Here is a 23,777-nt window from a genome sequence, read left to right as displayed (position 1 = left end):
TGAACAGTATTGGATTTCTTTCCTTGAGAACCCTGTGTCTATGGGAAAATTGCCCGCTGTTTTTAATAAATGTCATAATGTTTATCATAATGGTTTTGAAATTACTTTCATGCACGGAAAATATATTTTGCCCGCTCTTATCGTAATCCTTCTTGTCGTTTCACCAGTGGCGGGCAGTTTGAGCAAAATTTCTGCAGGTGCCCCGGTATTCATCGGAGAAAATAACGTGGATATCTCCTCTGGTCTGAACGGGTGCCATACGATAGCCTGGTGGCAGAACGGCAGCGACGTCAACAGCGTACCGGCAGTGACCAATCTCACGATTTATGCTATCGGTTCGGATTCATACAGGATATATCATTTCAATTTCAGCCCGGGCATATTTTCCGGGTATACCGGTTCCTGGTATTGCGTGGACAGCAAACCCTATTATACCGCCTTCACGGTGAACGAACCCCAGATTGATATCAGGGTATGGGATCTTGACAGAAACAGTGATGTGACAGGCCAGTCCGTTCCCGTGTCGTCAAATGTCACGTACCGGATCGATACGAACCTTGCCGCGGCACTCAGCCCGCTGAACAGGCCCAACTCCAACCCCGCCGATTCCCCCTATACGTTCACGCTCACCGATCCCAATGGAAAGACGTTAACCACCATCTATACCGGGGATGCCGGGAATTCCAGTGCACCTCTCCTTATCGTGAATACCAACCCGCCCATCCCATCGTCTCCCTACTTCTGGAGCCAGGGGGAAGCATGGGACCGCCTGGCCCGCAATGCCCAGGGATATATCATCTATCCCCTTGGGACCTACACGTTTACCATAACCCAGAACCTCAACGGCATGCAGGACAGTTATCCGGGCAATCCGGTGGACTATCCCGGGCTGCTGTCAACGACAGCGAACGTAACCTTTGTCAGCGATCAGACCGCGGTCCCTTCAACGACAGGCCCGCAACCGGTACTGACAACGCAGCCTGTTGTTTCCACTACAATCCCGACAGTCCAGGTCACGACAGTCGCTACGACCTCGCCGCTCGCGACGAAGACGACGTATTCGTCCCTGCCGGCAGTGCTTGCAGTTGCAGGAATGCTCGGCGCTGTCGCCGTGATCCTCAGGAAAAAATAGCTCTTTTTTCATCTCCTTTAATACCGATAACTCACATACCGGTGGAGGATGAAACCCTCAAAAAAACCGGCAGATAACCCTCAAAAAAAGTCCCCCAAAAAAATCCGGAATTACCTGCTTGCAGCGGGTGTGGTTGCGGCAGTTGTGATTGTGGCAGCGATCTTTTTGACCTTCCAGCCGTCATCTCCCAAAGAATCCCCCAAAGACGAAGCCACACGGTTCCAGGAGGCCGGGGCATTATATACAAAGAGTGTTGACCTTGCAAATGAAGGAAAAAATCTGACAGACCAAGGGAAAATCCAGGAAGCCCAGGAAAGCTTCCAGGAAGCCCTGCAGGATGCGGATGAAGCGCTTGCACTCAATGCGACCTCATTAAAAGCTCTCATCCAGACACAACGTTCCGGTGTCCTTGTCGCACTCGGACGATACACTGATGCAAATGCGGCAGCTGACGACGCGCTGGGAATGGGAGGCAACCTGAATACGACATTTTCCATAGCCTGGTACAACAAGGGCAATGCCCTTCGCGCCCTTGGAAATATCAGCGAAGCAGAAGCAGCATATGCAAAAGCGTACGAACTGGATAAAACCCTTGTTCCTCCGGATATGTCTTCCGATTCGACCTCATCAGTCCACTCCTGACCGTTCCCTTTTTCACGACTTTTCCTCATCCAGTTGACGACAACTTCGTATAAAAAAACCGTACTGCGCTTCATTGAACAGCTGTCATGGCGTTTGCCCGGTCCGGTTGTATCCCCCCATCAGAATAGGTCTTAATGCCGCCCCCGGTTGTTCCCTGTAGCAGGCCGGGTCCTTATCAGTCCGGTCAGAACGGTCCCGAAGGGTGAACTGCGTCCCTATCGGCATGCACCGGCTCCTTGGACCATCCACCGGTTGGCACTGACTATATCTTGAATATCTCCCCGCCACAATCCTGTTACGGAGCATGGAAGGCGCAGCACGAGTATTTGCCGGCGAGTTCAGCCGTTCGACCCTGTCGGCACCCTGTGGTGACCCCGGGTCCCCTCCAGCGGTGGTTACCCCGGGTGGTGCATGGTGCCGCCTCATGTACCTTGCCGGTGCCCTGACCGAGGTCAACGATTCCGGGGATATGATCCGGTGCCGGGTGGCAGATCCCACCGGTGCATTCGATGTCGTAAGCGGGGGCAGGAGTACGGCCATTGCTGAAACGTTCAGAAAAATTCCCGTGCCATCCTTCGTATCCCTGACCGGGCAGGCACAGATATACCAGAAGAACCAAACGGTCAGTCTCTCTGTCCGCCCGGAGTACGTCCGGGTGATCGACCGTGCCACGCGCGACAGGATAACCCTCGGTACTGCCGAAGCGACGCTCGGACGACTTGAGCAGATGTCCCATGCCCTTGAGGGAGAGTGCACGGATGGGCGGGTCACGCGTGCATACCGCCACTATGCCGTGACTGCGGCCGTGCTTGAGGACCTGCTCCTGATGGTCGACGGGGCGGTCCGGAGCACCTGTCCCGATGGCACAAATCCACCGGAGAGCCGGCCTGATGCCCGCGCACTGGTGCTTGAACTGATGCAGGCGCAGAGCGGGCCGAGAGGAATTGCAGTTGAAGAGATCATCGGGGCTGCTTCCCTCCGGGGTATCCCCGGGGACGCGGTCTTGTCAGCAATTGAATCACTTATCGTTGAAGACGAGTGTTACCAGCCCCAGAAGGGATTTGTCAAACGGTTATGAAACTGGAATTTATCGGTGATGGCCCGGCGCTCGTGATTGAAGGAGGAGAGCGCCTGCTCATCGTCGCCGACCTCCACTTCGGGATCGAGGCCGACCTCCGTGCACACGGACTGCATTTCCGGAGCAGGAGTGCCGACAGGCTCGAACGCCTCCTGAAAGTGATCGACCGGGCGGATGCGGACGCTCTTGTGCTGCTCGGGGACGTGAAGCACAGCATCCCGTCGCTCACCCGTCAGGAGTTCTATGAGATGCCCGGCATTCTCGCTTCGATCAGGGACCGCATTCCCCTGGTGCTCTTCCCCGGCAATCACGATATCGGCATCGAGCGCTTCGTCCGGAAAGACGAGCTCAGGCCGAAAGAGGGTGCGGTTATCGATGGTGTCGGGTACCTGCACGGGCACATGTACCCGTCTGCGGCATTATCAGGGCACCTGATGGTTGTCGGTCACCACCACCCGCTCCTCTCTCTCAGGGATGATGTCGGCTGTGCGCTCCAGGCACCGGCATACCTCCGGGCAGGGCTCGATATGGAGAAACTTGGCCTGAAGGAGCCTGAAGGAGCCGAAACACCAACCCGCGTCCTGTTCGTACCTTCGTTCAACGAAATTGCCGGCTATGATATCCTCCAGATCACGAAGAACCCGTTCTCGCCCCTCTCGCGGTGCATGAAACAGGACGAAGCCGAGATCATCCTTGCCGACGGGACGTACATCGGTCCCCTGAGCACGATCGATACCGATGAAGGAGATTGAAGCTCTCGATCCAAAAGTGCAGGCGTGCATCCGCAAACGCGGTTTTACCGCCCTTTCCGATGCCCAGAAACAGGCAATCCCCCTCATCCGTGACGGGAACAACGTAGTCCTGATCGCACCGACCGGTACCGGCAAGACCGAGAGTGCCATGTTCCCCGTCTTTGACCAGCTGCTCTCCCTGCCTGCCGGCGGCGGGATCAAGGCGCTCTACATCACCCCGCTCCGCTCACTGAACCGCGATATCCTTTCCCGGATGCAGTGGTGGTGCAGCGAACTGGGCCTCAGGGCCGGGGTCCGCCACGGGGACACGCCACTTTCAGAACGGCGAAAGCAGGCCCTTTCTCCTCCCGATCTCCTGATCACAACACCCGAGACCCTCCAGGCCCTCTTCATGGGAAAACGGCTCCGGAAGCACCTGGCAAACGTGAAGTATGTGATCATCGATGAGATCCACGAGCTTGCCGGAAGCAAGCGGGGTGCCCAGCTCTCGGTTGCACTGGAGCGGCTCGTTGTCCATGCCGGCGAGTTCCAGCGGATCGGGTTGTCGGCAACGGTCGGAAATCCCGGGGATGTGGCGCGGTTCCTGTGCGGGGCCCGGAAGTTTTCTGTCGTGCAGGTCCCGGTGGCAAAACACCTGGAGATCGCGGTAAAATTCGTTGGCGATGATTTCCAGCACCAGGTGAGAGAACTTTCAAAAGCGCTGCAACGGGAGGGGTCGACCCTGGTCTTTGTCAACACCCGGGTGACTGCCGAGGCCCTGGGACACGCACTGTTCGAGAGGGGAGATGTCGAAGTCCACCACGGGTCGCTCTCAAAGGAAGTGAGGATCGATGCCGAAGAGCGGTTCAAACGGGGCGAGATCCGGACCCTTATCTGTACCTCGTCGATGGAACTGGGGATCGATATCGGGCGGGTCGATCATGTCGTCCAGTTCGGTTCTCCCCGGGAGGTCGCCCGGCTGGTGCAGCGGGTGGGGCGTGCAGGCCACCAGCTGAACACCGTATCGAAGGGGACGGTCTTTGCCACGGGGTTTGACGACCTGCTCGAATCACTGGTCATCGCACAAAGGGCGAAAGCCAATGAGATCGAACGGGTTGTCCCCCACCAGAACGCAGCGGATGTGCTGGCAAACCAGGTCGCTGCAATGGCCGTCGAGTACGGGGAGATCGAACAGTCGGGAATCCGGGAAATACTGGAACGTTCTGCGGTTTTTGAAGAGTGCGGTTCCCTGCTTGAAGAAGTCTGCCGCCAGATAGAAGAGCATCGCCTCATCCGGATCGATGGCACCCGGATTATCACCACCGCCCGTGCCCGCCGCTACCTTGCGGCGAACCTCTCGATGATCCACGACGAGCGGAAAGTGCCGGTCTTCGATATGGTCACCCGGAGGACTGTCGGCAGCCTCGATGAATCCTTTGTGGTCGGTTGGGTGCATACCGGGGCCGTTTTTATTACCAAGGGCCAGCTCTGGCGGGTCCTGGAGATCGCCGACGGCAGGCTCACGGTCGAACCGGCAAAGAAGGCACAGGGGGAACTTCCCTCGTGGGAAGGCGAACAGATCCCGGTACCGTTCCCGGTGGCCCGCGAAGCCGGCGGGATGCGCAGGAAGAGAAACATCGCAGATTATACCTCAGAACGGGAATCGATTCTCTTTGCAGAAAAGTTGCTTGTCGAGATGGACAGGAACCGCTCGCTCATCCCCACCGACCGGCTCATCACCCTCGAAAATACCGATGACGGTGTCGTCCTCAATGTCTGTGCCGGCCACAAAGCCAACGAGGCGCTGGGGCGCGTCGTCTCCATCCTGATCTCCGCCCGCTACGGTACAACCGTAGGACTCGAACTCGATGCCTACCGGATGCTCTTCCGGCTGCCGTCATCCATCCGGGCTGCCGATGTACGGGACATCCTGCTCTCGCTGGACCCTGCCCATATGCCCGGGGTGCTCCGCCTTGCCCTGAAACGGACCGCACTATTCAAGTGGAAACTGGTCCAGATCGCAAAGAAGTTCGGGGCCATCGACCCTGACGCCGATTACGAGAAGATCAGCATCCACCGGCTGCTCGAATTTTTCGACAACACCGTCGTCCAGCAGGAGGCATACCGGGAGCTGTTCTCGGAATACATGGATGTCGATACCGCCGTTGCGATCATAAGCCTGGTCCGGCAGGGGGAGATCGGCGTAGCTCTCGGTCCGCACTCGCTGATCGGTGCAGGGGGGCTCCTCTCCTCGCGGGACCAGATCCCGCCCCCGACTGCCGACCAGGCTGTCCTCACGACCCTGAAAAAAAGGCTCGACCAGGACGACGTGCTGCTTGCCTGCATGAACTGCCGGGACTGGAAGAGCCGGACCGTCGTGTCCCGGGTCGGTGACCGCCCCCAGTGCCCGAAGTGCGGGGCCCGTCTCGTCGCCGCTCTCAAGCCTTACGAAGAGGATCAGTACGCCATCGTGAAGAAGACCAGGAAGTCGGCTGAGGAGCGGGCGGTCGAACAGCGCCTCCTGAAGAATGCAAACATCGTCCTCTCGAGCGGGAAGAAAGCGGTTATCGCCCTCTCGGCACGGGGCGTCGGGCCGGAGATCGCCTCCCGGATACTTGCCACGCTTACGGAAGGAGACGCATTCTACCGGGAGATCCTCAAAGCGGAACGGAATTTCATCCAGACTCACCGCTACTGGTCGTGAGGAAGGTATTTTCCGCACGGTAAGGATTTCAGCGTCCGATTTTGACGACAAATAGTATAAGGTCGATTCTAAAGTTCGAAGAATTTCCATCGATGAAAATTCAGATACGTCCCTATCAGATAGGAGGGCCCCCGCCTCGGGGCCCCTCCCGGGGCACGGCGGGGCAGATTACCTTTATCAGCCAGTGGAAGGTAATTGATCCGCCGCGAGGAGGCAATCGTAGCATCTGCGAGGATTGACTGGAGAAGAATTCCTCAGAATTCTTCGACTGCGCCCCGTCGGGGGCGGCGGCAGGCATCGCGAAGGGAGTTTGATTTATCTTAAAAATCCTTTTTCATTTTCACAAAAATTAGTCAAAATGAAAAGAGTGACCCGAGGATCTGCGTTCAGTCAAAAAACGTTATTGAAAAAAATCACATTATGCTCTCGAGCTTCTGCTCGAGGAAGTCGAGGCCCCTCTTGATATCTTCGAGATTTTTGCCGCCGGTCAGGATGATCTTCCCGGATGAGAAGAGAAGTGCGACGATCTTGGGGTCCTTTATGCGGTAGACGAGTCCCGGGAACTGTTCGGGCTCGTACTCGATATTCTCCAGGTTGAGGGTGATGACCACCTTGTTGAGGTTGATGTATTTGCCGATATCATAGGAGCAGACGATATTGGTGATCGCCACCTTCGGCTCCTTGAAGGTGTCGACGCCGGCCGCCTTGAGGGATTTGATGATGATGTTGAGCCCGTCAGTGAGCGCTTTTTTGTCCCGGATACCGGTCAGCACGACTTTGCCGGAAGAAAAGATCAGGGACGCAATCTTCGGGTTCTCAATACGATAGACTGCGCCGGGGAACCTTTTCGTATTGAGCTCGCAGCTCTTGATCTTGCCGGAAACGTCAGCCAGATCGATGGAATCGGCGATGACTCCCGAGGCCACGATATTCTCAATTTTTAATGAAGCGTACTTTTTATCAGCCATCCACTATACTATGCTGTGCCCTGAATCATAATACTAATGGAGAACCTTTATGGTACCATCAGTGTCTCCGGTTTCGACGATCTTTTATCCGGAAATGTAAGCCGGGTCGTGCCGGAAACCACATCCCGCAAAACCGTTTTCTTCCTGCCGGCCCGGCCCGGTCCGTCACACCCTCCGGTATCGCACTAAAAAAGACAGATTGAAGAAGAAACGGATAAAACACTGTTCCTGATTCCATGAAGAAGAGCGGGCATGTTCAGGACAACTATGAGAAGATGTGCGAACGGTTCTCCATCGATGTTCCGGAATATTATAACTTCGGGTTTGACGTAATCGACTCCTGGGCTAAGAAGGACCGCAACAAGCTCGCGATGATCTGGGTCAGCCAGCAGGGCGAGGAGAAGAAATACAGTTTCCTTGACTTTGCCAACCTCTCCAACAAGGCAGCAAACATCCTCCTGAAATACGGGATCAACAAGGGAGACCGCGTCCTGGTCATGCTGCCCCGGATCCCCGAGTGGTGGATCTTCGCCATCGCGCTGATCAAACTGGGCGCGGTCTTCGCACCCTGCCCCACCATGCTCACACCACGGGATATCCGGTACCGGGTCAACAAGGGGAAGTTCCGCATGATAATCACCGACCTTGAAAATTCTTCCAAGGTCGAGGAGATCTGCAACGAATGCCCGACGCTGACAACCCGGTTCCTCGCGGACGGGGACCTCCCGGGCTGGGCGAGCTTTCCCTACGAGCTCCTCTACCCGGCGCCCGTCTCGCACCGCTCGGTGAGCATCCCCGACCAGCAGAAGACCCGGAGCACCGATCCGATGCTCATCTATTTCACCTCCGGGACGACCGGGGAACCCAAGATGGTGCTGCACAACAACGGCTACCCCCTCGGCCATATCGTAACTGCCCGCCTCTGGCAGGACCTGCGGCATAATGACCTCCACTTCACCGTCACCGATACCGGCTGGGCAAAATGCGCGTGGGGCAAGATCTTCGGCCAGTGGATCGAGGGCGCATGCATCTTTGTCTACCATTTCAGCGGTAAATTCCAGGCAACAGAAATTCTGCCCCTGCTCGAAAAATACCAGGTATCCACGTTCTGCTGTCCCCCAACCATCTACCGGATGCTCATCCTGGCCGACCTTGAAAAATTCGACCTGGCCTCCCTCCGCCACTGCACGAGTGCCGGCGAACCCCTCAACCCGGAAGTGATCCGGGTCTGGAAGGCAGGCACCGGGCTCACCATCTGCGAGGGATACGGCCAGACCGAGACTGCCTGCTGTGTGGCTGCATTTCCCACTCTCGAATCACGGCCGGGCTCGATGGGAAAACCTTCACCCGGCTGGACGATCGAAGTGCACGATGATGACGGCAGACCGGTGGGTGCCGGGGAGGAGGGGAGGCTTGCCATCAGCTGCAACCCCCGGCCCCCGGGACTTTTTGTGGAATACCTTGACAACCCGGAAGAGAACCGGAAATCGTTCGTGAACGGGTGGTACTACACGGGAGACAAAGTATACCGCGATGAAGACGGCTACTTCTGGTTTGTCGGCAGGGACGACGACGTCATCAAGAGTTCCGGCTACCGGATAGGGCCTTTTGAGGTCGAGAGCGCTCTTCTCGAGCACCCGGCAGTCCAGGAAGCTGCGGTCGTGGGCTCTCCGGACCGCATCCGCGGGGTGATCGTGAAAGCCTTCGTAGTCCTGAACAAGGGATATGAACCCTCCGAATCGCTCATCCGGGAGATCAAGACCTATGTCAAACGGACGACAGCCCCCTACAAGTACCCCCGCGAGATTGAGTTTGTCAAAGAACTCCCGAAAACGATCTCCGGCAAGATCAAGCGCAACGAGCTCCGGGCTGCCGAGCTGAAAAAGTACCAGGACCGGGCCTAGCGGAGTGACACAACCAAACCTGAAAACAATAGCGGGGAACAAAAATCAGTTCTTTTTCCGGGACCGGATGAACGGATGGATCATCCCGGTAAACACCGTAGGCCTCCAGGGCCGGAACACGCCCTGGTTCACGTACCGGACATCTTCGATAGAGAAGAAAGCATTCGGGTTGGTCGTTTTGAGATGTTCTATGATCCGGGGAATTTCTGCCCTGTTGACAAGCGAGAGGATCATCCGGACTTCACCCCGCGAACCCTGCGCATAGAGACTCGTCACCCCGTAATCCCCCTGTTGTAAAAAAGAGACAATCTCTTCATTGGATCCTTCGGGTATGACGATACGGACGAGCACCCTCCCGACGGAAAGTTTCTCGTCGATTACCAGCCCGACATACGTTCCCAGCGCAAACCCGAACGCGAACCCGAGGAACATCGCGATATTGGAGATGTCGGTCAGGATTGCCTCTATGGCAAGCAGCCAGATCACGATCTCAAAGAATGCGATGATCGGGGCGAGGTATTTGATCCCTTTCGAGACGTAGATGACCCGGATCGTCTCCAGGCTCACGTTGCAGATCTGGGCGACAAAGATGAGCAGCGGGAGGACGATCCAGTTATACACATCAGGACTTATGATAAAAAACGACAAGGTCTTGCCTCATTTCAATTTTTGGCGTTTTTCACGTCGCAGTATGAGCTGAATAAGAAGGTGCTGGTTGTTTCTATTTCAAGGTTGCCACAAAAACGAAAAAATAACGGGAGATCCGGGTAGATACGGTGAATCGCGCAGATGATCTGGCCCGGTTCGGGCAGGAGCTCAGGACATATCCGGTTGCATGAGTCCGGAGCGGGAACCTCCCGTCAAAACTCCTGGAAAAGGGTTATGACGGGAAATCCGGGCGGAGTAAAAAGCAAGTTGCTGTCTGGTGATTCGGGCTTTCTTATCTGTACCAGCTGATACCGGTATGCAGCCGATGAATTTCCCGGCGAAGAAAAGCTCGTAGTGAGAGACATCTGAAATTTGGTATAATTCAACCCATTCGTTATCCACAAGGTTCGTTGTCCATCCCCACCAGGTTCACCCACCGGATTCCCATATCCTCATTTTTATCAACGGTCTGCTTCACGTACAACTACCCGGAGGTTTATCGATGCTGCCGGGGATCCACTCCCTGTGGTGCAGATAATTATCGAAAAGCGTAATAAGTGCACCACCAAATGGATCCGTATGGTGCGATACTCTGTTACGATGGAAGACCGGCTTACGGAAACGATAGACAAATCCTGTGAAAAGCGGAAAATTTCCCGTTCTGACTGGATCAGCGAGGCGTGTGCGGCACAGCTGCACCAGGTCCCGGGCAGCGGGGCTTCGTGCGTGAGTACGCTCCCGTCCGCAGGGCCGGTAACCGGCCCCGATCACCACAACATGCCCGATTACGATAAAATGTACAAAAATTTCTGCATCGACGTGCCAGAATTTTTCAACTTCGGCTTCGACGTCATCGATGCCTGGGCCAACAAGGACCGGAACAAGCTCGCGATGATCTGGGTAAACCAGGAGGGAGTGGAGAAGAAGTTCACCTTCTGGGACCTGATGCGCCTCTCGAACCAGATCGTGAACATGCTGATCAAGTACGGCGTCAACAAGGGCGACCGCGTCCTGATCATGCTCCCCCGTGTCCCGGAATGGTGGACCTTCACCCTCGCCCTGATCAAGCGGGGAGCGGTCTACTGCCCGGCCCCCACCATGCTGACGCCGAAGGACCTGAAGTACCGGATCAACATCGCCGAGATCAAGATGGTTATCACGATGGAGGAGCATGCCGCAAAGATCGACGAGATCGCAAAGGAGTGCCCCTCGCTGACCTGCCGGATGGTTATCGACAGCAAGCGCCCGGGCTGGATCAGTTACCCGGTGGAACTCGACTACCCGGCCCCGGTCTCGGCCAAACTGGTCAACCTCCCCGGCATGAAAAAGACCCGGAGCACCGACCCGCTCGTCATCTTCTTCACCTCCGGGACGACCGGGGAACCGAAGATGGTGGTGCACGACCACAGCTACCCGCTCGGCCATATCGTCACCGCACGGTTCTGGCATGACCTGCGGACAAACGACCTTCATTTAACGCTCTCCGATACCGGGTGGGCGAAGAGCGCCTGGGGCAAGTTCTATGGCCAGTGGATCGAGGGGAGCGCTATCTTCGTGTACGATATCCGGAGCAGGTTTAATCCTACCGAGATCCTCCCGCTCATCGAGAAGTACGGCATCTCCACGTTCTGTGCCCCGCCGACCATCTACCGGATGCTCATCCTCGCCGACCTCGACAAGTTCGACTTCTCCGAGCTCCGGCACTGTGTAAGCGCCGGAGAGCCCCTGAACCCCGAAGTGATCAAGGCCTGGAAGGACGCGACCGGCCTGACCATCTACGAGGGCTACGGCCAGACCGAGACCGTCCTCTGCATCGGGACCTTCCCCGGCATGACCCCCAAGTTCGGGTCCATGGGGAAGCCCTCGCCCGGCTGGCAGATCGAGCTGCACGACGACGACGGCAAGGTCGTCGCGGACCACGAGGAGGGGAGGATTGCAATAAAGATGACCCCCCGCCCGGTCGGGATGTTCCGGGAGTACCTGAACAACCCGGAGGAGAACAAGAAATCGTTCGTCGGCGACTGGTACTATACCGGGGACAAGGCGTACCGCGACGAGGACGGGTACCTCTGGTTCATCGGCAGGGACGACGACGTGATCAAGGCATCCGGTTACCGGATCGGGCCGTTCGAGGTCGAGAGTGCGCTCATCGAACACCCGGCAGTTGCCGAGGCAGCAGTCGTTGGGTCGCCGGACGATATCCGCGGCCTTGTCGTGAAGGCCTTCATTATCGTCAAGCCCGGCATCAACCCGACCGAGGCGCTGATCCACGAGATCCAGGACCATGTCAAGAAAGTGACGGCTCCCTACAAATACCCCCGGCTGATCGAATTCGTGGACTCGCTCCCGAAGACCATCTCCGGGAAGATCCGGCGCAAGGAGCTCCGGGAGCAGGAGCAGAAGAAGTACGTGAGCGAGAGCGGGAACAACCGGAAGGACTGATCCCCTTCAACTCCCACTCTATCTCCCCCTCATTTCCCTTACCTTTATGTAATCGGGCGCGTAATCTATACAGGCGCGAGGATCGCCGAGCCAGGTCAAAGGCGATAGGTTCAGGGCCTATTCCCGTAGGGGTTCGCCGGTTCGAATCCGGCTCCTCGCATCCGGTTTTTGTGGGCTATAGGTATCTTGCATTTTGCAACCCGTCACTTTCTACATCGCGATTGGTATCACAATTTTGAAAAAGAGGTTATGGGCTCGTGCGTGGGTCCGTGCCCCCCTCGGGGGCTATCGCAACTGTGCCCCGTCCCCCGATCACGGGGGCATGGTAGCACAAGCGGGGGTAGAAGAGGTGCCCCACGGGGCATCCCTTGAAAGGTGACGGGGGTTCGTTGGAACCCCCCAAGAGACGGGCTTCAGCCCGTCTCTCTTGGCTACTATAGACTAATTAGGATGGAACGTCTGAAAAAGAAAAAGAGGGCTCCTAGGCTCATATAGAATAAGTCACAGGGTCGCGAGGGATAGGATCTTTCCTTGTTTTTTTTTATTCACCAAATAAGGGGAACAGTTTTTTAAAATAATCATAAAAAATACTTCCAACAAGTGCTGCCGCAATAATAACTAGAGCTTCTCGGGCTTCAGGAAAAAGATTCAATCCATCGATTTTGAAAAGGAAAAATATCAAAAAGCATGTAACAATGAATAGTACAACGAATCCCTTTATGCAAGTTTTAACGAAATCACATATTGCCATAATAGAGGATTAAAACATAAGTTATTAAGTATTATTGTTAGTTAAGTATATAACTAACTAGTTAAACCTAGATATTCAGACGGTAGAACAAAAATACAAAGTTTAGAGCATTCCACTTTTGACTTTTTTTAAAAAAACTTCAACCATGACTGACTGTAAATGTTCAAATCTAACGCCAGATAATTTTCTTGAGCCTTTATAATTAGGCTAATATCTCCTTTTTCCTTCCGGAAAAGCATCCGTTCGAAAATTTTCTTGAATAAAATTCCATTCTAAACAAATATCCATGGCAATTATGAATGCTAATAGATTTTCGTGTAATTCAACGACCCTGTCTAGCTCAATTTTTAATCTTGGATTAAAGTCATGTGTTAAATTATGGCGGAGTTCAAGATATTCCTCTAATTTTGAATACCAATTTTTGTCCAACGGATGAGAATCATAACCTTCAGGCTTACCTTTATAAAATTCATTTGTATCTAAAAGTTCGAAGATTTTTTGTTGAGTAATTGTTGAAAAAACTTTTTCGATATTCTTTAAATTTTGAAAATTTTGGAATCCTAGAATTAATAAAGGAATACCAATTTCATCTGAATTGATGATAACTAAATCTTCAATGTTAAAATTTTTATCGATTAGCTTTGTGCATCTCGATAACAATTCTTTGTCATTTTTGCAAAATGAAAACATCGCAAGAAAAATATCTCGGAAATATACTTCAAACGCAGTAATATCTGATATTACAAATTGACAAAGGGCTTCCTTTAGACAAGTTTTGTCATCAATTTTTTTATAAATTTTATTAAGTAATCTACCAGATCTATTTGTTTTGATTCTAAAATTTGTGAAGGAATGATCGCGACGATACTTTCTGTTAGATTTTAATTTAGAGATTTTTGAGTATATTTCATAGTGTGTCATAATTTCTGTAAATTATAAATTATGTTTCGCCAAAAAAGGTTTGTGCTTTTTTCATCCACATCTCATAACCTTTGCACCGCCATTCATATTGCGTCGGCAGCATTTCAACAATTTTCAATTGCTCTCGAAAGGATACCCTTATCCAGCTAAGAGAGTCGGGGGGAGGGTACCCCTCTGGACAAGGGAGGCACCCCCCTACCCCCCACCCCTCTGAGTACGGGAGGGGTACCCACCCCCCCTCCGGCTGCGGAACCGGGGTCCGGAATGACCCTCAAAAAAGGGGGTTTCCTTCATCCGCACATCCCAAACCCCATCCGGCCCTGAGATCGCCCGCTCAAACTCGCCCATATTAGCACGGTAACTGACACGGTCCTCCTCCGACGTAAAAACAGCAGAAAATTGTCGAATAAGACACGGTAACTGACATGCATTTTCGCGATGTCGAATGCTGAAGGCATGAGACAAGAGAAGAACTCGTCAATTCTTCGAATTATGACACGGTCGGCCTCCGGAAAAGGCCAAACGGAGCCCTATACGGGCCCGGATGGGAGGTACTCAGAATTGCCCGTCAGGAAGCCATCCGGAGCCAGAAAATGTGCAGAGACAGGCTAAAACCTGTCCCTCCTCCCTTTTCGCCTTCCAAATACACCCAAATAGCGTCTCATGGTTTCAGACGTAAAAATGACTGTAATTGCATGAATTACTGTCTCATTTTCCGGAATTACTGTCTCTGTTACCGGAAAAACAGGGAATCGAAGCCCTGTACGGGCTTTTTTAGGCAGTACTCCCGAATAGACCCCCTCTCCGACGGAGTATAAATGCAACACAAGCCACATACTACCGACCGCTTCACCAGGGTCCTGGCAGCCACGGGGGTACCTCCCCCTCCATCAGAGCAAAGGGTGGGGGTACCCCTCCGGACATGGAAGGGGGTACGCCCTTCCCGGCAACCTGATCCTTCGCAGGTGATCATCGCAGAGGATAGCGAACGGGTGGAATTGGGTAAACAGCAGTTCGAATAATTGAACATGCCGGACCGGTAATATTCCTGCGTGGGGGAAGCATGATGTTGAGTGCTGACCAGGTTATCGACATTCATAACGATATTATCCATGACTTCGGCGGAGAGCCCGGCCTGCGGGATCCTGCAACACTCGATTACACCATTTACCAGGTGAACCGTTCACGCACCATGTACAGGAAGGGTGCTGTTGCCCTTCATGGAATCTGCACCGGACATCCGTTTATCGATGGCAACAAGCGGACCGCCCTCGTAACTGCTGATAACCTCGTAAGGGAACATCATTGCAGGATCAGTGCCTCAAATGAAGCTGTCGTCGTATTCATGCTGGATGTGGCATCGTACATCCACAGCAGAGCCTCAGTTGAATCCTGGATAAAAGAGAATACGGTAGTGGATGATTAAAGCCGACTGAGCTGCTGCAGTGCCGACCCGTACTCTTTTTTGGTCTTATCGAGGTTTTCCCGCTGCAGCTTCGTGAGATGCTCTGCCTGTTTCTTCTCACTAACTTGTTTTTCCCCGATCTTTCCCATAGATATTCATTCAGACTGTGAGGTCATATTAATTTCCATCTGACATGTCATGATTTGATGCAGAGAACTCAGCAACAAATTTTTTATCATGCTCGAAGTAGTTGAAGTATTCTCCATTTAATGTCAAATATCTGCAGTTTGGTGTTCTCTGCACTGAAACACGTGGTTAAGCGGGTAAGATTACGAACCGCGAGACAGCGATACGGAACGGCACCACTTCCCCGCCGCTCCATTGCACCACACTCACCCAAAGACCGCAGGCACCCCCCTATCGTCACTCAAAAATTTTTCCGGCCCGACTCAGTACGCCCCAAAAATATTTTTGTCGCAACTCCCATCGCGCCAGAAATATTTTTGCCTCAACTCAGTACAAGCCAAAAAAATTGGTGTGACCCCCACCCGGAAATGACGCTTCACGTCTGAACCCCTGCTGTCTGACACTCCCCGGTCGCGCCGGAAAAAAATTTGCCTCAACTCAGATCAATCCAAAAAATTTTCCGGCCCAACTCAGTACGAGCCAAAAAGAAATTTGGCGCAACTCGGATCGGGCCGGAAAATCTTTTGCCTCGTACGGGATCGCGCCGGAAAAATATCCGGCGCGCTCTGGCCCGGCCCGGAAAACCGTTGGGTCGCACAACCCGATTAACTGACCGGAACACTTTCAAAAAAGACTGGAGGAACCGGGTTTTCATCGATTCCGGTTAAGACTCGTCCAGCATCTTCTTGAGCATCTCGAATGTCTCGATCTTGAACTTGAAATGCTCGATCATGCCTTTCTTCATCATGATCTTCCCGTCAAGTGCCCTCTTCAGCATCTCTTTCTTCTGGTCATCCGTGAGAGCATCCCACATCTCCGTCATGAGCATCTCCTGCTGCTGCATCATGCCCCCGCCCATATGTCCTGGTTGCATCGCTGTTCACACCTCTTCTCTGTTTTCTGTCCGGCAGACCGGACAAAGAGGTGTGATGAGGGCAGGGAACCATAGTTCTATGGCTGATTTTCAAACCATGTGACATAGTTTGAAAGGGTTTCCCGGGGGTATTCTCCGGACCGGGGAGCATTCTGTTTTCCGGCCGGATGGCCGGACCCTCGGGAAAACCAGCAGAAACGCAACACGGTTCGGGAACGGTCTCTGCCGGTAGTCATGATCCGTGGTGCTGCAGCAGGCATCCGCTCCCGTGAACGGCGGGTACTGATACCAGCGATCAAATGCACCGGGGAACATCGTTTCATGCACATGGATCGGATATGATGCTTTTTCTGCGTACACAAATATGTCGAACACGACGGTATCCGGAAATTTCATTTTTTGTAAACGGGGGAAAATCTTATCATATGAAAATTATCTCTCTATTTACTGTAGAGAACATTATTTTAGGAAGATTTTTGGAAGTACCGGAATGATCTTCAAATCACCTTTTCCTGCGAACGGCACACCGGGTACCAGTACTACAAATCTTTTTTTTAAAAGAATTACCCTGTCATTCGGGCTTCTGGCAACAGGCACGGGCCTGCTGGCAATTATCGGGAATATTTTTAATATCACGGTGATCAGCAGCGTCTATCCCGGGTATAAGACCATGGCACTCAGTGCGTCACTGGTCTGGATCTTTTTTGGACTGGTTCTTGCAGCCAGTGCAATAAAACCGCTGGAAAGGAGATCCGGCATGCTGGTGCAGGCAGCCCTTGGAATAATCGCAGGTGTTGAGGCGGTCGGACTCCTCTTCACACTGTACGGAGGAAATTTTTTTGTCGAGTCCTGGCTTGTCCAGGCCGGCACGATATTCTTCGGGACATTGTCTTCACCGATCTCCCCGGTTGCGGCAGGGCTTATCATCCCGGCTGCCGTTTCCATGGCCTTCATGGTGAGAGAAGAGAATGCACCAGCGGAAAACCGGCGGACGCATGATGCCATTGGCATCGTCGGCCTGGTGCTGGTTCTCTTCAGCTTCACCTTCATCCTGGGTTATATCTACGGAGCTCCTTTCCTGTACGGCACCCCGATCATTCCCATTGCAGCGCTGTCAGCCCTCGCCGCGTTCTTCATCGGAGGAGGACTGATCACGGCCGGGGGCCCCGGCACAATACCGGTCAGGTATCTCACCGGAAATTCCATCCGGGCCCGCCTCCTGCGCACCTTTGTCCCCCTCAGTGTAGCTATCGTTTTTTTCCAGAATTTTGCATTCAGGTCGATCTACCAGGTGTATAATGTCCCCGAGGCACTTTTCCTCTCGGCAAGTCTCGTGATCTTTGCTGCCGGAACGGTCTGTGCTGTCTCATGGGTATCCACCCGGACGGGGGATGCCCTTGATCGTGCAGAGACTGCGCTGGTGAGGAAGAACGACGAGCTCGGCGTGATGAACGAAGAACTCACGGCAGCGGAGGAGGAACTCCGGCAGAATATCGACGAACTGGGTAAAAAACAGCGGGAACTCATTGAGAGCGAACACCGTCTGGGCAGGTCACAGGAGATCGCTCACCTCGGGAGCTGGGAACTGGATCTTGACAGCAACCATCTCACCTGGTCCGACGAGGTATACCGGACATTCGGGCTGAAGCCCCGGGAGTTCGGGGCTACCTACGAGGCCTTCCTTGACGTCGTACACCCCGATGATCGCCCGGCAGTGAATGCAGCGTATGCAGGTTCTCTGTCGGAGGGACAGGACGGCTACGAGATAGAGCACCGGGTCGTGCGGAAAGACGATGGCGGGATCCGGTACGTCCACGAGAAGTGCGAGCACCTGCGCGATGAGAGCGGCAGGATCACCCGATCCATCGGAATGGTGCAGGATATTACCGAACGAAGGCTGACAGAACTCCGGCTCCTGGCAAGCGAAGAGAAATTCCGGAACCTGTTCGAGAAGATGACGGAAGGGTTTGCCCTTCATCAGATCATCTGCGACGACCGGAATTTTCCGGTTGATTACCGGTTCCTTGAAATAAATCCGGCGTTTGAAAAACTGACCGGCCTGAAAAGGGATGCAGTGGTCGGAAGGCGCCTCAGCGAGATCCTTCCGGACGAAGACCCCCGCTGGGTTGAACTCTATGGTTCAGTTGCCCTCACCGGCCGTCCAATCCATTTCGACCAGTATTCACCGGCCCTTAAAAACCATTATGATGTCTATGCCTTTTCCCCGGCACCATGGCAGTTCGCCGTCCTCTTTACCAATATAACGGATCGCAAGCTTGCCGAAGAGTTCGCCGTATCCGCGAAAAGAAAGGCTGAAGAGGCACTCTCACTCCTGAACGCGGCCCTTGAATCGACCGCTGAAGGTATCTACGTTGTCGACAAAGAGAGGAAGATCACCAGTTACAACCAGAATTTTGTCCATATCTGGAATATCGGGGAAGTATTACTGAAGACAGGAGATGACGAAAACGTTCTCGAATCCATGCAGGGCCAGGTGAGAGATCCGGGAGGTTACCTTGCCGGGGTCTATGATCTCTACGGGCACCCCGCGCGGGAAAGCCACGATATCATCGAACTCAATGACGGCAGGATTTTTGAGCGGTACTCGAAACCCCAGAAGATGGGGAGCGTCATTTTCGGGAGAGTGTGGAGTTTCCGCGACATCACTGCACAACGCCGGGCGGAAGAAGCCCTGCGGGAGAGCGAGGAACGGTTCCGCCTGGCTTTAAAAAATGCTCCGGTCTCCGTGGCAGCACAGGACCGCAACCTGGTTTTCCAGTGGGCGTACAACCAGCACGCCAAACGGTACGAGAATGTTGAAGGCAGACGTGATACCGACCTCTTTTCACCTGAAGATTCCGAACAGCTCGTCAGACTCAAACAGAGGGTCCTGGAAACCGGTACCGAATACCATGAAAAGATCTGGCTGACCGTGGACGGAAAACGATTGTACCTGGACGTCTACCTGGAACCCCTGAGGAACGATACCGGACAGATCACCGGTGTCGGGATTGCCACGGTCGACTTTACCGAACAGAAACATGTCGAGGAGGCCCTCCGCCAGACCAGCCAGTATCTCGAAAACCTGATCAATTATGCCAACGCGCCCATCATCGTATGGGACCCGGAGTTCCGTATCACGCGGTTCAACCACGCGTTCGAGCGGCTCACCGGGAGGATGGCTGCGGACGTGATAGGGAAAGGTATTGACCTTCTCTTCCCGGAGCCGCAGCGCGATGAGCTGATGGGACTGATCCGGAAAACGTCCGCCGGCAAACGATGGAAGGACGTCGAGATCCCCATCCTCACTAATGACGGCAGCGTACGGACCGTGCTCTGGAACTCAGCAAATATCCTTGCACCAGACCGGCGGCTGATATCCACTATCGCGCAGGGTGTTGATATCACCGAACGGGAGCGGGTAAGAAATGCGTTGATCGCTTCAGAGATCCGGTATCGCAGGCTCTTTGAGTCTGCGAAAGACGGGATACTCATTCTCAATGCCGAAACCGGGCAAATTGAGGATGCAAATCCTTTTTTTATCAATATGGTGGGATACACGTACGAACAACTCCGTGGAAAGAAAGTATGGGAGATCGGGTTTCTCAGGGACATAATTTCCAATAAAAACAACTTCGAAGAATTGAAACGGCAGGATTACATCCGTTATGAAGATCTGCCGCTTGAGACTGCCAGCGGCCAGCGGATAGACGTTGAGTTCGTCAGTAACATCTATAGCGTTGACCACATGAGGGTGATCCAGTGTAATATCCGGGACATAACCGCCCGCAAGCAGGCTGATGAAATTGTCAAGAAGACACTTTCGTTACTCAATGCAGCCCTGGATTCAACTGCCGATGGTCTGCTCGTTGTTGACCGTGACGGGAAGATTACCAGTTACAACCAGAGCTTTGTGATCATGTGGAATATTCCCTACCCCTCGCTTGCCGGTTCCACGGAAGATTCAGTCCTCCTCCATATGCTGCCGCAACTGGAGGACCCTGAGGGGTTCCGCTCCGGCCTTAAGGATCTCCACGCCCACCCCGGAAGGGAGAGCTATGACATGGTCGAATTTATTGACGGCAGGGTCTTCGAGCGCTACTCAAAACCCCAGAGAATCGAGGACACGATTGTCGGGAGGGTGTGGAGCTACCGAGATGTCACCGAACGCAGGCGGGCCGAGGAAGCATTGCGGGAGAGCGAAGAGCGATTCAGGATCATCGCCACGAACACACCCGACCATATCCTTGTCCAGGATACCGGCCTGAGGTATACCAGTGTCATCAACCCGCAGTTGGGGCTTTCCGAAGACGACATGATCGGGAAGACGGACTATGATATCGTATCAAAGGAGGAGGCAGACAACCTTGTAAAGATCAAGAAGCAGGTGCTCAAGACCGGAAAACCGGCAAAGATCGAACTCCCCTTGGTCTCCAAGACTGGTGAAAAAAATTATTTTGAAGGTTCCTATATCCCGAAATTCGATGGATCGGGCAGGGTCGATGGTCTCATCGGGTATTTCAGGAATATGACCGAACACAAGTCCGCCGAGGAAAAGATCATCTCATCGCTTGCAGAGAAAGAGATCCTCATCCGGGAGATCCACCACCGGGTGAAGAACAACCTCCAGATCATATCCGGCCTGCTCGATATGACGAGGATGCGGACGGAGGACGTGGCAACCGGCAGCATACTGACGGATATGATGCTGAAGATCAAGACCATGGCCCAGATCCACACGAGACTGTATGAGAGCAAACAGTTCGACAAGATCAACATGGGAGGCCAGATCCGGGACCAGGTGGCCGACCTGTCCAGTATTTACCGGAGATCGGGCACAGAAATTGTCAGCGAGATCGATGCCGGGGAGATATATCTCCCGGTTGACCAGGCAATCCCCTGCGCCCTCATCGTGAACGAGATCCTCTCCAATGCCTTCAAACACGCATTCAAAGGACGTAAATACGGGAAAGTCAGTATTACTGCTATGAAGCAGGACGGGCATGTCCATATAACGGTCCGGGACGACGGTATCGGGATTCCCCGGGAACTGGATATTTCTCATGCCACCAGCCTGGGGATCAAGCTGATCAGGAATCTTGTCCAGCAGCTGGGCGGGTCCCTCACGATCAACGGGAGCGGCGGGACTGAAGTGATCGTGGAATTTCCCCTTCCCGTAGCGGACTGATAACCCATGTCAAGGATCCTTGTAGTTGATGACGAAGCGATCATTACGATGCAGCTGGAAGAGCGGCTGACTGCAATGGGCTACACGGTTGCAGGCATGGCCGCATCCGGTGAAGGTGCGATCGACAAGGCGCGGAGGCTCAAACCCGACCTTCTGCTGATGGACATTGTGATGCCGGGAAAGCTGAACGGGATCGAAGCAGCACGGGTCATCATGGAGGAGCTCGATATTCCGGTCGTTTTTGTCACTTCGTATGCCGACGATGCCATCATAGAGCAGGCCAAACAGGTCAGGCCGTACGGGTACATTGTGAAGCCCTTCAACGAACTGGAGATCAAAGCCGCAATTGAGGTGGCCCTGTTCCACAAGAATGCTGACCGGGAAACGGCAAGGTTGTCACAGGTTGCCGTTACGCCAGGTCTTCCGGGAAAGGAGACTGCCGAGAACGAGGAGCTCGGCACAGCCTATGTCGACCTCCCCGGGGTCAAAACCATTCTCCTGCAGGATATTTTCACTGATATCGTCCTCTTCCTCTATACCGAACAGACGGTAAAAGACCCGGTATTCAAGTTCACCATAGAAGAGGGGTTGAAAAAAGGCGGGCGGAATTTTTTTGCGTACCACCGCTCCACGCTCATGAAATATTTCTTAAAAGAGATCCAGAAAGAGGAACTGGTCACCCGGCGCATCAAGGAACGCGAGGAATTCCTCATGCTGAAACTCCTAGAACGGTGTACCGGTTCACTGGAGGGCACGAATTCCGTCAAGTCCCTCAGGATCCTTCTTGATTTCTCCGATACGGAGATGTTTGCCGACATCCTTGCGGTGAAAAACCTGATCCTCTCCAAAAAAGAGAGCGGGCTGCCCATCTCCGGCATGATTGCAGTGAATATGGCTGAGATCGATCACAACCAGATACAGAAACTCTCCGAAGGTATCCCGAAGATCATCATCTCGACCGGAAAAGACACCATGCTCTCCTTTGCCCGCCGCTCATTCCCTGCCGAATCGGTATCCGTCGTCCCCCAGTCAACCATCGACGACGTGGTGAAAAAGTCTCTCGAACCCGTTGTCCTCTCCCTCCTGGAAAAACCGATATCCGGGTATGACATCGTCCACGAGATCCATAACCGCTATAATGTGCTCATCCCCCAGGCGCGGATCTACACGTTCCTCTACGAGCTGCAGGAGAAAGGGTATCTCGAGATGAAGAGCTCGGGGAAATCAAAACTCTACATGCCAACTGATTCGGGAAGAAAATATATCCGACAGAAACTGGGTGAATTCCGGTTTGTTTTCCGCCACCTCATGGGAGAGGATATGCATGGCGAGAGTATCGCACCACCGGAACGAAAATAGTCGTTCTTTTTGGCCCTGGCCAGAATGATACGGATACCCCGGGCCTCCAATTTTGGATGGAAGATCCCATTTCCGGACAGTGATGTGAAGGTACCGGTGTCATCATCGCGCTAAAATTTGAAACAATTTTTGAAAAATCCGGGTAAGTATATAGGAATTCCAAAAAAAGGGCGTTGTGTGGGTACAGCTGCCCACATGAAGGTCGGGAACACTCAGGGGATGATCAGCCCTCATTGCGCACCACGTTGAATTCTACTGTCCAGGACATTGGGGTGTTATATGCATGGAAACAGGAGCCGGCAGGGAATAGAACCGGACATACTGTTCATGCGGGCCTCAATTTTTACATTCCTGACACGATCCACCAGGGTTCAGGTTCCTGCTGAACGCCACAGCAGGCCTGAAGCCCCGGTTTTTGCCCGATGAGAACCGGCATCCGGTGACAGGGATACTCCGTTTCACACCGGCACCGGGATCAAAAGGGAATGATGGACGGTAAAACCATCTCGATCCCAGTCTCCCCGGAAATGACCTGCCTGAAGGGTACTATGAGAAAAAAACAAAAACAGCGCAGACCGGTGAATGAACCGGTCATCGACCGTTCAGAAGATGTCCGGCACATTCACATCCAGGCCCGGCTGCCCGGGATACCCGAAGAGAAGATCAGGATTTATCTTGAAACGAACACTCTCACGCTCATCGCATCGGATGACCTGATGACCTTCAGGAAGGAGATACTGGTTCCGGACGGGTCAAGGTTGTGTAAAAAAACATTCGCAGCCGGATTATTGAACCTGACCCTGGAAAAGACCGCAGGGTGATCTCCCCGGTTCCGCCGGCAGGA

Annotated in this window: 16 protein-coding genes and 1 tRNA gene; 12 read left to right on the top strand and 5 right to left on the bottom strand. The window is 53.6% G+C overall.

The features are described 5' to 3' along the window. Positions 1-109 precede the first annotated feature (109 nt). From ABSB80_RS08070 to ABSB80_RS08050, 5 genes are all read left to right on the top strand, one after another. The gene (locus tag ABSB80_RS08070; RefSeq protein WP_428369910.1) at positions 110-1,132 is read left to right on the top strand and encodes a DUF3821 domain-containing protein; all 1,023 of its coding nucleotides are present in this window, start codon (positions 110-112) and stop codon (positions 1,130-1,132) included. Between the two features lie 48 nt (positions 1,133-1,180). Further along, entirely contained in the window at positions 1,181-1,774 is a 594-nt protein-coding gene (locus tag ABSB80_RS08065; protein WP_428369908.1) for a tetratricopeptide repeat protein, read from the top strand. A gap of 304 nt (positions 1,775-2,078) precedes the next feature. Continuing rightward, on the top strand, positions 2,079-2,852 hold the full coding sequence (locus tag ABSB80_RS08060) for a hypothetical protein (RefSeq protein WP_428369906.1): 774 nt from the start codon (positions 2,079-2,081) through the stop codon (positions 2,850-2,852). After that, entirely contained in the window at positions 2,849-3,604 is a 756-nt protein-coding gene (locus ABSB80_RS08055; protein ID WP_428369904.1) for a metallophosphoesterase, read from the top strand. The genes ABSB80_RS08060 and ABSB80_RS08055 overlap by 4 nt, the downstream gene beginning before the upstream one ends. Further along, complete coding sequence (locus ABSB80_RS08050) at positions 3,591-6,287, top strand: DEAD/DEAH box helicase (RefSeq protein WP_428369903.1); 2,697 nt, start codon at positions 3,591-3,593, stop codon at positions 6,285-6,287. Before ABSB80_RS08055 ends, ABSB80_RS08050 begins: the two co-directional genes overlap by 14 nt. Positions 6,288-6,700: 413 nt before the next feature. On the opposite strand, the gene ABSB80_RS08045 is transcribed toward ABSB80_RS08050, so the two are convergent. Next, entirely contained in the window at positions 6,701-7,255 is a 555-nt protein-coding gene (locus ABSB80_RS08045; protein ID WP_428369901.1) for a TATA-box-binding protein, read from the bottom strand. 236 nt (positions 7,256-7,491) lie between these two features. Between ABSB80_RS08045 and ABSB80_RS08040 the strand changes: the two genes are divergently transcribed. Continuing rightward, entirely contained in the window at positions 7,492-9,159 is a 1,668-nt protein-coding gene (locus tag ABSB80_RS08040; RefSeq protein WP_428369899.1) for an AMP-binding protein, read from the top strand. 45 nt (positions 9,160-9,204) lie between these two features. Here the strand turns inward: ABSB80_RS08040 and ABSB80_RS08035 are convergent, their stop codons facing one another. Beyond that, positions 9,205-9,807 (bottom strand): DUF2179 domain-containing protein, encoded by a 603-nt coding sequence (locus ABSB80_RS08035; protein WP_428369897.1) that lies wholly within the window; start codon positions 9,805-9,807, stop codon positions 9,205-9,207. A 579-nt stretch (positions 9,808-10,386) separates the two neighbouring features. Here ABSB80_RS08035 and ABSB80_RS08030 point away from each other — a divergent pair. Both ABSB80_RS08030 and ABSB80_RS08025 read left to right on the top strand, forming a co-directional pair. Continuing rightward, positions 10,387-12,249, top strand: a complete 1,863-nt coding sequence (locus ABSB80_RS08030) for an AMP-binding protein (protein WP_428369895.1) — start codon at positions 10,387-10,389, stop codon at positions 12,247-12,249. Positions 12,250-12,324: 75 nt separating this feature from the next. Then, positions 12,325-12,409 (top strand) — tRNA-Leu (locus ABSB80_RS08025). A gap of 798 nt (positions 12,410-13,207) precedes the next feature. On the opposite strand, the gene ABSB80_RS08020 is transcribed toward ABSB80_RS08025, so the two are convergent. Beyond that, the gene (locus ABSB80_RS08020; RefSeq protein WP_428369893.1) at positions 13,208-13,921 is read right to left on the bottom strand and encodes a HEPN domain-containing protein; all 714 of its coding nucleotides are present in this window, start codon (positions 13,919-13,921) and stop codon (positions 13,208-13,210) included. 1,063 nt (positions 13,922-14,984) lie between these two features. Here ABSB80_RS08020 and ABSB80_RS08015 point away from each other — a divergent pair. Beyond that, positions 14,985-15,347, top strand: coding sequence for a type II toxin-antitoxin system death-on-curing family toxin (locus ABSB80_RS08015; RefSeq protein ID WP_428369891.1), 363 nt, complete (start codon positions 14,985-14,987; stop codon positions 15,345-15,347). Here the strand turns inward: ABSB80_RS08015 and ABSB80_RS08010 are convergent. Together ABSB80_RS08010 and ABSB80_RS08005 are read right to left on the bottom strand one after the other, a co-directional pair. Beyond that, a complete protein-coding gene (locus ABSB80_RS08010; protein WP_428369889.1) occupies positions 15,344-15,475 on the bottom strand; it encodes a hypothetical protein in 132 nt (43 codons plus the stop codon). The two genes, ABSB80_RS08015 and ABSB80_RS08010, sit on opposite strands and share 4 nt — an antisense overlap. Positions 15,476-16,176: 701 nt before the next feature. Further along, positions 16,177-16,386 (bottom strand): hypothetical protein, encoded by a 210-nt coding sequence (locus tag ABSB80_RS08005; RefSeq protein WP_428369887.1) that lies wholly within the window; start codon positions 16,384-16,386, stop codon positions 16,177-16,179. Positions 16,387-16,876: 490 nt separating this feature from the next. Here ABSB80_RS08005 and ABSB80_RS08000 point away from each other — a divergent pair, with 490 nt between their 5' ends. The 3 genes from ABSB80_RS08000 (at position 16,877) to ABSB80_RS07990 (ending at position 23,754) form a co-directional block, all read left to right on the top strand. Then, on the top strand, positions 16,877-21,574 hold the full coding sequence (locus ABSB80_RS08000) for a PAS domain S-box protein (RefSeq protein WP_428369885.1): 4,698 nt from the start codon (positions 16,877-16,879) through the stop codon (positions 21,572-21,574). A gap of 6 nt (positions 21,575-21,580) precedes the next feature. After that, complete coding sequence (locus ABSB80_RS07995) at positions 21,581-22,933, top strand: response regulator (RefSeq protein ID WP_428369883.1); 1,353 nt, start codon at positions 21,581-21,583, stop codon at positions 22,931-22,933. A 485-nt stretch (positions 22,934-23,418) separates the two neighbouring features. Beyond that, the gene (locus ABSB80_RS07990; RefSeq protein WP_428369881.1) at positions 23,419-23,754 is read left to right on the top strand and encodes a hypothetical protein; all 336 of its coding nucleotides are present in this window, start codon (positions 23,419-23,421) and stop codon (positions 23,752-23,754) included. Positions 23,755-23,777: the final 23 nt, after the last annotated feature.

It is taken from the genome of Methanoregula sp., from assembly GCF_050010295.1.
In the GTDB taxonomy this organism is placed as follows: domain Archaea; phylum Halobacteriota; class Methanomicrobia; order Methanomicrobiales; family Methanospirillaceae; genus Methanoregula.
Note: the sequence above shows the minus strand (reverse complement) of the source record. Positions and strands in the feature narration are given on the sequence as shown.